At 51.5% G+C, this 12,586-nt stretch carries 7 protein-coding genes; 3 read left to right on the forward strand and 4 right to left on the reverse strand.

Features of this window, described 5'->3' with window-relative positions:
• Positions 1–146: 146 nt before the first annotated feature.
• A complete protein-coding gene (locus HMPREF2726_RS07000) occupies positions 147–1,058 on the reverse strand; it encodes an STM4504/CBY_0614 family protein (protein ID WP_210399687.1) in 912 nt (303 codons plus the stop codon).
• A 15-nt stretch (positions 1,059–1,073) separates the two neighbouring features.
• Positions 1,074–3,971, reverse strand: coding sequence for an excinuclease ABC subunit UvrA (gene uvrA / locus HMPREF2726_RS07005; protein WP_070602787.1), 2,898 nt, complete (start codon positions 3,969–3,971; stop codon positions 1,074–1,076).
• Positions 3,972–4,414: 443 nt separating this feature from the next.
• Here uvrA and nrdG point away from each other — a divergent pair, with 443 nt between their 5' ends.
• Both nrdG and nrdD read left to right on the forward strand, forming a co-directional pair.
• Positions 4,415–4,951 (forward strand): anaerobic ribonucleoside-triphosphate reductase activating protein, encoded by a 537-nt coding sequence (gene nrdG, locus HMPREF2726_RS07010; RefSeq protein WP_070602789.1) that lies wholly within the window; start codon positions 4,415–4,417, stop codon positions 4,949–4,951.
• A gap of 34 nt (positions 4,952–4,985) precedes the next feature.
• Positions 4,986–6,767, forward strand: coding sequence for an anaerobic ribonucleoside-triphosphate reductase (gene nrdD / locus HMPREF2726_RS07015; RefSeq protein ID WP_041961393.1), 1,782 nt, complete (start codon positions 4,986–4,988; stop codon positions 6,765–6,767).
• A 161-nt stretch (positions 6,768–6,928) separates the two neighbouring features.
• Here the strand turns inward: nrdD and HMPREF2726_RS07020 are convergent, their stop codons facing one another.
• Positions 6,929–7,258 carry an NGK_0946 family protein gene (locus tag HMPREF2726_RS07020; protein WP_009311273.1) on the reverse strand — a complete coding sequence of 110 codons (330 nt, stop codon included), beginning with the start codon at positions 7,256–7,258 and terminating at the stop codon, positions 6,929–6,931.
• 80 nt (positions 7,259–7,338) lie between these two features.
• Complete coding sequence (locus HMPREF2726_RS07025; RefSeq protein WP_003761186.1) at positions 7,339–7,584, reverse strand: hypothetical protein; 246 nt, start codon at positions 7,582–7,584, stop codon at positions 7,339–7,341.
• 515 nt (positions 7,585–8,099) lie between these two features.
• On the opposite strand from HMPREF2726_RS07025, the gene glgB reads away from it, so the two are divergent.
• A complete protein-coding gene (glgB, locus tag HMPREF2726_RS07030; protein WP_070602792.1) occupies positions 8,100–12,365 on the forward strand; it encodes a 1,4-alpha-glucan branching protein GlgB in 4,266 nt (1,421 codons plus the stop codon).
• Positions 12,366–12,586 lie beyond the last annotated feature (221 nt).

The following is a 12,586-nucleotide window of genomic DNA, read 5'->3' on the forward strand; positions in this document are numbered from 1 at the left end:
GCTCCCTGAGCTACGCAACGGTTGTTTGCCTTGGGTGTGTACGGGTGGCGGCTGGGCGAGGTGTTGCTATGATACGGAAGTTCCGATATACAAGGGTGTGAGCGCAGCCACGCACGCGGTTGCTTGAGTATGCAGGCTACGGCTTGCTATAAAGCTTCTTCTGCTTTTATTAAAAATACAATTGCAGAAGCGGTCATGTGTAGAATATAAGATACTAAATAATCTGGAATATTTCTTATTTCATCAGCTTGTCCATGACCTGCTTCTTTATTCCTAGCTGTAGGAACGCCCGATGTTAATGTGTTTTTCAATGATTTAAAATATTGTTGCCAATAGTCAGGAATCAATCCTTTTTGCATAATTTTTCCAGTCAATGCATCTGCAGTATCTGTATCTTTATATTCCCATTTTCGTTTTTTCAAAATAATTTTTAAAGTACTTTCATACGCCTTTAAACAATCTATCATTGCCTCTTGATAGCGTTGATGACGATAATGCTCATGTGCATTTAAAAATTCTTGTAACGCACCTTGATAAATACTGCTTCCTAATAATGTCAATGCTGGCTTTACTACTTCAGTATGAATATATTGTGAATCTATTCTAATTATTTTCCTATTTTCATATTGATAGCCAATTCCATTTTCTTTAAATCTTTCATTTAATTCATCTATGACTTTTTGAAAATCATCTTTACTATAATACTTATTTTCATAATATGCATCTATGCACCACATCATTAGTTCAATAATGCTTAACGATATCTCTACATCATCATCTTTTAAAAAATAATTAACTATTTTTTGAAAGTAAGTACCTCCTTCTCCTAACTGAAATACCCCTAACTCTTTGCATAGAATATTATATACATTTTCATAATATTTTATATTATCACTACTATCATAAATATTTGAATAATCTTCACCTATACTTCCTTCCCAAATATGGACTATTTGTATTTTTAATTTTTTAGGTAATTCATCATATTGATAAATATCTGGTAATTCACCCCTTTCTTTTTTAGCTCTCTTAAAAAATAAATCAGTAATTCCAATCATATTTTTCTCCTTGCATTAAACATTACTAATAACAGTACAGTATTGCAATATATCCTTCAAATACTCCCCAGTATAACTTCCCTTAACCTTCGCCACCTGCTCCGGACTACCTGAAGCAATAATCCTCCCTCCGCCATCGCCCCCTTCCGGCCCTAAGTCCACAATCCAATCGGCAGTTTTAATCACATCAAGATTATGCTCGATAATCACAATCGAGTTGCCTTTGCCTTTCAGACGACCTATGACTTCCAGCAGCAGGGCGATGTCGGCGAAGTGCAGGCCCGTGGTGGGTTCGTCGAGGATATAGAGCGTTCTGCCGGTGTCGCGTTTGGAGAGTTCCAGGGCGAGTTTGACGCGCTGGGCTTCGCCGCCGGAGAGGGTGGTGGCGGACTGGCCGAGGCGGATGTAGCCGAGACCTACGTCCATCAGGGTTTGCAGTTTGCGCGATACGGTGGGGACGGCGTCGAAAAATTCGCGGGCTTCTTCGACGGTCATGTCGAGGACTTGGCTGATGTTTTTGCCTTTGTATTGGATTTCGAGCGTTTCGCGGTTGTAGCGTTTGCCGTGGCAGACTTCGCAGGGGACGTACACGTCGGGCAGGAAGTGCATTTCGACTTTGATTACGCCGTCGCCTTGGCAGGCTTCGCAGCGGCCGCCTTTGACGTTGAAGGAGAATCTGCCGACGTTGTAGCCGCGTTCGCGTGAGAGGGGGACACCGGCGAAGAGTTCGCGGATGGGGGTGAACAGGCCGGTGTAGGTGGCGGGGTTGGAGCGCGGGGTGCGGCCGATGGGGGATTGGTCGACGTTGATGACTTTGTCGAGGTGTTCGAGGCCGTGGATGTCGTCGTATGGGGCGGGTTCTTCTTGGGCGCGGTTGAGTTCGCGGGCGGTGATTTTGGCGAGGGTGTCGTTAATCAGGGTGGACTTGCCGCTGCCGGATACGCCGGTGATGCAGGTAATCAAACCGAGCGGCAGTTCGAGGGTAACGTTTTTGAGGTTGTTGCCGCGCGCGCCTTTGAGGACGAGTATTCGGTCGGGATTGACGGGCGTGCGTTCAGACGGCACGGCAATGGATTTTTTGCCGCTGAGGTATTGTCCGGTAACGGATTTTTCGCATTTGGCGACGTTTTCGGGCGTGTCGGCAATCAGTACGTTGCCACCGTGTTCGCCTGCGCCGGGGCCCATATCGACGACGAAATCGGCTTCGCGGATGGCGTCTTCGTCGTGTTCGACCACAATCACGCTGTTGCCCAAATCGCGCAGACGTTTGAGGGTGGCGAGCAGGCGGTCGTTGTCGCGCTGGTGCAGGCCGATGGAGGGTTCGTCCAAAACGTACATCACGCCGGTCAGGCCGCTGCCGATTTGGCTGGCGAGGCGGATGCGCTGGGCTTCGCCGCCGGAAAGGGTTTCGGCGGAGCGGGAGAGATTCAGGTAATCCAGCCCGACGTTGATCAGAAAGCCGAGCCGCTCGGTGATTTCTTTGAGGATTTTTTCGGCGATTTGTTTTTTGTTGCCGTCCAAATCCAGTGTTTCAAAGAATTGGTGGGTTTTGGTCAGCGGCCAGGCGGAGACTTCGTGCAACGGTTCGCCGTTGACGTAAACGTAGCGTGCTTCTTTGCGCAAACGTGCGCCGCCGCAGCTCGGGCAGGCGCGGTGGTTTTGGTATTCGCGCAGTTTTTCGCGCACGGTTTCGCTGTCGGTTTCGCGGTAGCGGCGTTCGAGATTGGGGATGATGCCTTCGAAGGCGTGGCTGCGGTTGAAGGTGGTGCCGCGTTCGGATAGGTAAGTGAAATCAATGACTTCTTTGCCCGAACCGTGTAGTACGACTTTTTTCACTTTTTCAGGTAGCGTTTCCCAAGCAGCCTGCACGTCGAAGCCGTAATGCCGCGCCAGCGATTGAATCATTTGGAAATAGAACTGGTTGCGCTTGTCCCAGCCGTCGATCGCGCCCGTTGCCAACGACAGTTCGGGATGGGCGACCACTTTTTCGGGGTCGAAGAAATTGGTGTTGCCCAAGCCGTCGCAAGTCGGGCAGGAACCCATCGGATTGTTGAACGAAAAAAGGCGCGGCTCCAATTCGGGCAGGCTGTACGAACACACGGGGCAGGCGAAACGCGCGGAAAACCAATGCTCTTCGCCACTGTCCATTTCCATTGCCAGCGCGCGCTCGTTGCCGTGGCGCAGCGCGGTTTCAAAACTTTCCGCCAGCCGCTGCTTGATGTCCGCCTTCACTTTCACGCGGTCGATGACCACGTCGATATTGTGCTTGATGTTTTTTTCCAGCTTCGGCACTTCGTCAAGTTGATAAACTTCGCCGTCCACGCGCACGCGCGCAAAACCTTGCGCCTGCAAGTCGGCAAAGAAATCGACAAACTCGCCCTTACGCTCGCGCACCGCCGGCGCCAGAATCATCACGCGCGTGTCTTCTGGCAGCTTCAACACGGCATCGACCATCTGCGACACGGTTTGGCTGGATAGCGGCAGATTGTGTTCGGGGCAATACGGCGTGCCGACGCGGGCGTACAAAAGGCGCAGGTAATCATGGATTTCCGTTACCGTGCCGACGGTGGAACGCGGATTATGGCTGGTGGATTTCTGCTCGATGGAAATCGCGGGAGACAGGCCTTCGATCAAATCGACGTCAGGTTTGTCCATCATCTGCAAAAACTGCCGCGCATAGGCGGACAAGCTCTCGACATAACGCCGCTGCCCTTCGGCATACAACGTGTCAAACGCCAACGACGACTTGCCGCTGCCCGACAGCCCCGTGACTACTACCAGCTTGTGGCGCGGAATGTCCAAATCGACGTTTTTCAAATTATGCGTGCGCGCACCGCGGATGCGGATGGTGTCGTTGTCGCGGGCTTCTGAGTGGGGAGTTTTGCTGTCGTTTTGATGATGGTGGTTGCACATGGTCGGACTGTCTTAAGCGGCTAAAATAAAACGGCTATTGTAACACTTTTCGCTTGGGTTTCAGATTGCGGGAGGTCGTCTGAAAAGCTGGTAAAAGTATTTTCAGACGACCTTTGGTCATTGGAGGGAATGGATTGTTAATGGCTTTTGTTATTACGGAGTTTGCTTATCGTTTTGGGTTTTTGCTATCCGAGCAAGGCTGTACTGTAAGAAAAGGAGGTAAATTTTAATAAAAGCGTGATGGCGTAACAGCCATATTGGGAAATGCGAAGCGTGTTTCTCGAGTACGGCTTTTTTTTAAACTGCTTTTTGATTTGGATTTTTAATATAGTGAATTATTAAAAACTATCATATCGGTTTGTTGCATTGTTAAATAAAAATACCATATCTTGTGTTCTTGTGATTTAATTCGCACCATATATTGTATTTATGAGTAGCAAGTCATGGCGGCATTGAAATTCACAATCGAGCAAATCGTATGGCAGGAAGTGCCGGGCGAAGTGTCGCTGGCGTTTCTGTTTTCCGGCTGCCCGCTGCGCTGCAAAGGCTGCCACAGTGCCGATGCGTGGAAAGAGGGTATCGGCACGGAATTGACCGAGGATTATTTAAGAGGTCGTCTGAAACGCTATCGCGGACTGATTAGCTGCGTGTTGTTTATGGGCGGGGAATGGCAGCCGGAAGCCTTGCAGAAAATGTTGGGCATCGTGACGCAGGCGGGTTTGAAAGCCTGTTTGTACACCGGTTTGGAGCGTGAGGAGCTGGAGGCGGTTTCAGACGGCATCCTGCCTTATCTGGCGTATCTGAAAACCGGCCGCTGGCAGATGGAGCTGGGCGGCTTGGACAGCCCAACCACCAATCAGAAATTTATCGATTTGCGCACGGGCGAGGTGTTGAACCGCTTGTTTATCAAAGACAAACCCGCGCCCAAAATCATCCCGATTACGACTCAGCCGCAGGCGGCCGCTTTTCAGACGGCCTGAGGCTTTTTATCCAACCCACACAGGAGGACTTAACATGATTCGGCTGCATCCCGAACAGTTAAACGGCAAACTGCAATTCATGCACGACTACATCAGTGCGCAAAACGCGGCGGACGGCTCGAAAATGGACGCCAACGCTAACGTTACCCAGAAAAACATCGCTACGATGGAAGCGGAAATCATGAAAGACTTTTTCGTGCAGATTAACCGCGCCCAAGTGTCGCGCAAAATTGCCGAAATTTTCGACCAATCCGTTGCCGACGAATACATCCGCCAGATTGAGGCACACGAGATTTATGTGCACGACGAAACCAGCCTCAAGCCTTATTGTGTGTCGGTTACGCTGTATCCCTTCCTGCTCGACGGCTTAAGCAAACTCGGCGGCGAATCTAAAGCGCCGCAACATCTGGCTTCGTTTTGCGGCTCGTTTATCAACCTTGTATTTGCCATCAGCGCGCAGTTTGCCGGCGCGGTGGCGACGGTGGAATTTCTGACCTATTTCGATTACTTCGCCCGCAAAGACTACGGCGACGATTATTTGGAAACCCACGGCAAAGAAATCGCCAATCACATGCAGCAGGTGGTATACAGCATCAACCAGCCCGCTGCCGCACGCGGTTATCAGAGCGTGTTTTGGAATATTTCCGTTTACGATCAATACTATTTCGATGCGATGTTCGGCGATTTCGTCTTCCCCGATTTCAGCAAACCGGTTTGGGCGAGCGTGGCGAAGCTGCAAAACTTCTTCCTCAAATGGTTCAATCAGGAGCGCACCAAAGCCGTTTTGACTTTCCCCGTCGTGACCGCTGCCATGCTGACCGACGGCGGCAAATGCAAAGACACCGTGTTCGCCGACGAAATGGCAAAAGAGTTGGCGGAAGGCAATTCCTTCTTCGTTTATCTTTCCGACAATCCCGACTCGTTGGCTTCCTGCTGCCGCCTGCGCAACGCCATTGAAGACCGCACCTTCAGTTACACCCTCGGCGCGGGCGGCGTGGCGACCGGTTCCATCAACGTCATCACCATCAATATGAACCGGCTGGAACAAGACGGACGCGACCTTGCCGCCGAAGTGGCCAAAATCCACAAATACCAATACGCCTACCGCAAACTGATGGAAGAATACCAAGCTGCCGGCATGCTGCCCGTTTACGATGCAGGCTTCATCACGCTGGACAAACAGTTCCTCACCATCGGCATCAACGGCATGGCGGAAGCAGCCGAATCGCAAGGCATCAAAGTCGGCTACAACGACGACTACATCAACTTCGTCCAAGGCCGTCTGAAAACCATATTCGAAGCCAACCAAGCCGCCAGCAAGCACTACGGCGTGAAGTTCAACACTGAGTTCGTCCCCGCCGAAAACCTCGGCGTAAAAAACGCCAAATGGGACAAAGCCGACGGCTACAAAGTCAGCCGCGAATGCTACAACTCCTATTTCTACGTCGTCGAAGACGAAGAAATCAATGCGCTCGACAAATTCCTGCTGCACGGCAAAGAACTGGTGGACTGGCTCGACGGCGGCTCCGCGCTGCACCTGAACCTTGACGAAGCCCTGCCCGAATCCGGCTACCGTTCACTCTTGGACATCGCCGCGCAAACCGGCTGCAACTACTTCTGCGTGAACGTGCGCATCACCATCTGCAACGAATGCGGCCATATCGACAAACGCACCCTGCACGCCTGTTCCGCCTGCGGTTCGCACGACATCGACTACGGCACCCGCGTCATCGGCTACTTGAAACGCGTATCTGCCTTCTCGAGCGGACGGCGCAAAGAACATGCGCTACGGCATTACCATCGTAAAGCGGCTTGATGGTATTGAATAGATAAAGGTAGTCTGAAACTTGGGTTTCAAGTTTCAGACTACCTTTGGGGTTTTGTCTATGACTTTATTCGGGATGAACGAGTTTGAAGCTGAGAATAATAAAAACGACCGATACGCCGTACCGGTCGTTTTTACGAATACCTGCTAAATTAGAACCAAGCTCTGATCAGAGCAGCAGTACCTGCGATACCACCAATCAAGCCGACTGCATTGGCTGCTGTACCCATTGCGCCGTTGACTTGGTCACGTTTGTCTTGGCGTTTTTCACGTTCCAATGCCAGCTCTTCTGAAACATTGGTACGTTGACGGCGGTGTTGTTCCAGCTCGGCACGGGAGAGTTGTGCAGATTCGCGGTTGCGGCCTGCTTTGATGGCTGCGGAATCGCTACCGATAGCCAAATCGCCTACGGAGCCTCCGGGCGCAGAGCAACCGGTGATAACGAAAGAAGTCAGGAGCAGGGCTGCGATTTTATTTTTCATGATGTTACCTGTTTGAAATATAAGTATTACCTGTTTGAAATATAAGTATTAGGAATCCAATAATCCGTAAGGACCGGTGATCAGTGAAGGATGTAGATGCGGTTGTTGCGGTTGGCGCGGTTGATAGCGTCGGCTTCATCCATCATTTCTTGACGGCGCTCGCGGCGGCGCTCTGCACGCTCTGCACGTTCGTCAGCTTGAACGCGACGGGAGTCGGCACGCATGGTGGCTTCTTGTTCATAGGATGGTGAGTAGTGCATATGGCCGTAAGTACAGCCGGTAAGCGCACCAATCAGAGCAGTCAGTAAAATAGCTTGTTTTAACATAGGTAATAATCTCAGATGAAAAGAAGGGCTGGTGAAAAATTTTCTGTATATTATTTTAATCTTATGGAATTTACAAGTTAAAACTTTTGTCGTAATTCAAAAAAGTATGTTAACGAATGTTTTGGAATTTATTTCATATATGGAAGAAACAAATCAAATCGTTTTTTACAATGAAACTGTATGACAATATTGGGTTTTATGGAAGTTCCTCGATAAATTATTACTTGGAAAACTTATTTAAATCTTACGAAAAACGAATTTCAGAGATTAAATGAGAAATACTTAGGTTTGCTGAAGAAACAACGAAAAAGATGTCTACTATTTAGAATATTATGATAATAGAAATTTTCTCGCCGTTTTGTCAGCATGTCTTTAGAGTCATCAATCAAAATTTTGGGATAAGTCAAACTAAGCAGGGAAATTCTGGTCTGAAGGGTTGTTTTCTCTGAATTATGGGAAACATTCAATCTTATTTATATTAAGATTCGGTTTATTGTAAATAGGCGAATTGTGTCATGAGCGAACATTTGGAAGAGCAGGCTGCAGGCTTGGGTATTGATTTGGGTTTCCACGACATCGGTGGAATTTATCATGCGACCAAGCCCGAGGTTTTGGAAGGGATTATTAAGGCTTTGCAGCAGGACGGTTTTTCAGACGACCTTTATGCGGATACTTTGGTCGCGCATGAAAACGGTCGGGAATCTTTGCAACTGCCTGCTGAGTTTCATGGCGCGGCTGAAATTTGCTTGGAAGACGAAGCGGGCGGACGGCAGGTTTTGCCGTTGAACCATGGCGAAGACGGCGTGCTTTGGGTTGCGCTGCCGGCTTTGGCTTGCGGCTATTACACTTTGTCTGCGGAAGCGGAAGGCGGCGTCCGCAAGGTGCGGCTGGTGGTTGCGCCGCAGTCGGTTTATCAGCCGAAAACGCTGGAACACGGTTTGCGCATGAACGGGCTGACCACGCATTTGTACAGCCTGCGTTCGCAACGGAACTGGGGCATTGGGGATTTTACCGATTTGCTGGATTTGATGGCGTTTGCGGCGGATAAGCAACTGGATTTCGTCGGCATCAATCCGCTGCATGCGCTTTTCAGTGCCAAGCCTGCTTTTGCCAGCCCGTACAGCCCGTCTTCGCGCGAATGGCTCAATCCGATTTATCTGGATGTGGAAAAGGTCGGCGCGTTTACTTACAACGAAAAGCTGAAAAACTGGCTCAAGCAGCCGAATATCTGCCAGCGCATTGCGGCGTTGCGGATTACGGAAACCGTCGCTTATACGGCGGTTTGGGCGTTCAAGCGCGATGCTTTGCAGAGGGCGTTTGACGCGTTTGAAAACGACGGATGCGAAGCCGCCGAACAAGAGCGGGCGGCATTTGACGCCTTTGTCGAAGAACGCGGCTGGGCTTTGGAAGGCTTCGGTTTGTTTGAGGCGTTGGATCAGTATTACAACCGCTCCGGTGAAGTGGGTTGGCTGTCTTGGCCGGCGGAGTTTCATGATCCGCATGGTGAGGCAGTTCAAAGATTTGCACAGGGCCATCGCCGCGAAATCCGTTTTTATATGTGGCTGCAATGGCTTTGCGCGGAGCAGTTGCGCGAAGTGAACGAGACGGCTGCGGCGCGCGGCGTGAAGCTGGGGATTTACGGCGATTTGGCGGTCGGCGTAGCACGCGGCAGCGCGGACACTTGGCTTAACCGCGCCGATTACTGCATGGATATGGCGGTCGGTGCGCCGCCCGATCCATTCAGCCCGACGGGACAAAACTGGGATTTGCCGCCGCTCAATCCGATGATGTTGAAGCACACGGGCTATGAGAAGTTCGTCCGCCTTTTGCGTGAAAATATGCGGCTTTACGGCATCTTGCGCATCGATCATGTGATGGCTTTGTGCCGTCTGTGGTGGGTTGCGGGCAAGACGGCGGACTTTGGCGCGTATGTGCATTACGACGCGGATGTGATGTTTGCCATCCTGGCTTTGGAAAGCAGGCGGAATCAATGCGTGGTCATCGGCGAGGATTTGGGAACGGTACCCGACCAAGCGCGGTATTTGCTGAACCGTTATCAGGTGTTTTCTTATAAGGTCGTGTATTTCAGCAAAGGCTGGCACGGCTTTGAATTACCCGAAGAATATCCCGAACAGGCGATTACGGTGGTCAGTACGCACGATGTCGCGCCCTTGGCAGGCTATTGGACGGGCAAGGATTTGGATTTGATGTTCCGCTTGGGTACGATTCCCGATGCGGAAACTTTTCAGACGACCTTGGAAGCGCGCGAACACGACAAGGCGGATTTGTTCGATAAGTTGAAACACACAGGCTGCCTGCCTCCCGACGCCGAGATGTCGTCTGAAATCGACGAAACACTGTTAACCGCCTTGCACCGGTATGCCGCCATGAGCCGCAGCAAACTGTATGCGGTGCAGCTGGAAAACCTGCTGGGCATGAGCGACAACCTGAATGTGCCGGGCATTTCCGAGGGTTATCCCAACTGGGCGCGCAAAATGCCCGCTGCGCTTGAAGATTTTCCCCACAACCGCCTGATGGGCGGCCAACTTGCCATGATTGGAGAGGTACGCATGAAGAAAAATAGCCGGATGAAGCCTTATCACGAGCTTGACCAAGTCGAACGCGACACGGTCGAAAGCCTGTTTCTTGCCACCCACAGCGATTTGTTCGCCTATTTGGGACGACACCGCCTTGCCGAAGGCGACGAGGTCGTGCGAACCCTGATTCCGAACGCTTGGGGCGTGGATATTGTCAACCGTGAAAGCGGCGAGGTGATTACGTCGTCTGAAAAAGTCGATGAACGCGGATTCTTCGTTGCCGTGCTGCCCGAAGGTGTGCCCGATTATGCGTTGAACGTCCGTTATGCAGAAGATGCCGAGCCTGTGCGCGAAGAAGACCCTTACCGCTTCGGCTCCGCCTTAAAAGACATGGACTCTTGGTTGCTGGCGGAAGGCAAACACCTGCGTCCGTATGAAACTTTGGGCGCGCATTTTGCCGAAGTGGACGGCGTGAAAGGCGTCAGCTTTGCCGTATGGGCGCCGAACGCGCAGCGCGTGTCCGTCATCGGCGAATTCAACCACTGGGACGGCCGCCGCCACGTCATGCGTTTCCACCGCGACAACGGCATTTGGGACATCTTCATCCCCGCCGTCAAACTCAACGCCCTCTACAAATTTGAAATCCGCGATGCCAACGGCAATGTACGGCAAAAAACCGACCCGTATGCCTTCGGCGCAGAGTTGCGCCCGAATACCGCGTCTGTCGTGCGCGGTTTGCCGGAAAAAGTCGAAACACCCGACTTCCGCGCCCGCGCCAACGCCATTGACGCGCCTATCAGCATTTATGAAGTGCATTTAGGTTCGTGGAAACGCAATCCCGAAAACAACTTCTGGCTGACTTACGAACAGCTCGCCAAAGAATTGGTCGCATACGTCAAAGACATGGGCTTCACACATATCGAATTCCTACCCGTTTCCGAATACCCGTTTGACGGCTCATGGGGCTATCAGGCGACCGGATTGTATGCGCCGACCAGCCGTTTCGGTTCGCCCGACGAATTGCGCGCCCTGATTAAAGCCGCCCACGACGAAGGCATCGGCGTCATCCTCGACTGGGTGGTCGGACACTTCCCGACCGACGACCACGGGCTTGCCAAGTTTGACGGCACCGCGCTGTACGAACACGCCGACCCGCGCGAAGGCTACCACCAAGACTGGAACACCCTGATTTACAACTTCGGCAGGAACGAAGTCAAAAACTTCCTGCAAGGCAATGCCCTGTATTGGATAGAGCGTTTCGGTTTCGACGGCATCCGCGTGGACGCCGTCGCCTCCATGATTTACCGCAACTATTCGCGCAAAGACGGCGAATGGATACCCAACCAATACGGCGGCCATGAAAACCTCGAAGCCATCGCCTTCCTGCGCGATACCAACACCATGCTGAAAGAGGTTGTCCCCTCCGCTACCGAAATCGCTGAAGAATCCACCTCGTTCGCCAACGTAACCCGCCAAGAAGGCTTGAACTTCAGCTACAAATGGAACATGGGCTGGATGAACGACACCTTGCGCTACATGATGGAAGACCCCATCAACCGCAAATACCACCACAACAAAATAACCTTCGGCATGATGTACCAATACAGCGAAAACTTCGTCCTGCCGCTCTCGCACGACGAAGTCGTACACGGCAAACGCTCGCTGCTCGGACGGATGCCCGGCGACTGCTGGCAGCAATTCGCCAACCTGCGCGCCTACTACGGCTTCATGTACGGCTTCCCCGGCAAAAAACTCCTGTTTATGGGCAACGAGTTCGCGCAAGGCAGAGAGTGGAACTACAACGAAGGACTGGATTGGTTCCTGCTCGACCAAGAAGGCGGCTGGCACAAAGGCGTACAAAACTTCGTGCGCGATTTGAACCGCGTCTATAAAGACACCGCGCCGCTTTACCAGCTCGACCAATGGCCGGAAGGCTTCGAATGGCTGGTTGCCGACGACGGCAACAATTCCGTCTTCGTCTTCGAACGCCTCGACCGCGAAGGCAACCGCGTCATCGTCATCAGCAACTTCACGCCCGTCGTCCACGACAGCTACCGCTTCGGCGTGAACGAAGCCGGCGAATACCGCGAAATCCTCAATTCAGACGACCCCGGTTACAACGGCAGCGGCGTATCCGCCGGACAAATCCTGCAGACCGAAGAAATCTGGTCGCACGGCAGACCCAACTCGCTTGCCGTCAAAGTACCGCCGCTGGCAACGGTTTACCTCTACAAAGCCGCCTAGCCGAGTGCAACGGACTCAGCCGATCAGGCAGAAGGCGAAGCGTAAGTTTGGGCTGAACTTGTTTTTTTGAACACAGAAAGACAGGTTCAAACCAACCGCTTTGTCTGTTTCAGACGACCTTTTGAGATGAAGGGGTCGTCTGAAATTTTTTGGGGGGGAACGAATAAGGTTTCGTCTTGATATTTTCATTTATAGTGGATTAACTTTAAACCAGTACGGCG

This window comes from Neisseria sp. HMSC074B07 (genome assembly GCF_001810355.1).
Classification (GTDB): domain Bacteria; phylum Pseudomonadota; class Gammaproteobacteria; order Burkholderiales; family Neisseriaceae; genus Neisseria.

What these genes read in the sequence shown, in the direction of transcription:
- HMPREF2726_RS07025 (WP_003761186.1), bottom strand. Translation starts at nt 7,584, where the DNA reads ATGTTAAAACAAGCTATTTTACTGACTGCTCTGATTGGTGCGCTTACC.
- HMPREF2726_RS07000 (WP_210399687.1), bottom strand. Translation starts at nt 1,058, where the DNA reads ATGATTGGAATTACTGATTTATTTTTTAAGAGAGCTAAAAAAGAAAGG.
- nrdG (WP_070602789.1), top strand. Translation starts at nt 4,415, where the DNA reads ATGGCGGCATTGAAATTCACAATCGAGCAAATCGTATGGCAGGAAGTG.
- HMPREF2726_RS07020 (WP_009311273.1), bottom strand. Translation starts at nt 7,258, where the DNA reads ATGAAAAATAAAATCGCAGCCCTGCTCCTGACTTCTTTCGTTATCACC.
- nrdD (WP_041961393.1), top strand. Translation starts at nt 4,986, where the DNA reads ATGATTCGGCTGCATCCCGAACAGTTAAACGGCAAACTGCAATTCATG.
- uvrA (WP_070602787.1), bottom strand. Translation starts at nt 3,971, where the DNA reads ATGTGCAACCACCATCATCAAAACGACAGCAAAACTCCCCACTCAGAA.
- glgB (WP_070602792.1), top strand. Translation starts at nt 8,100, where the DNA reads ATGAGCGAACATTTGGAAGAGCAGGCTGCAGGCTTGGGTATTGATTTG.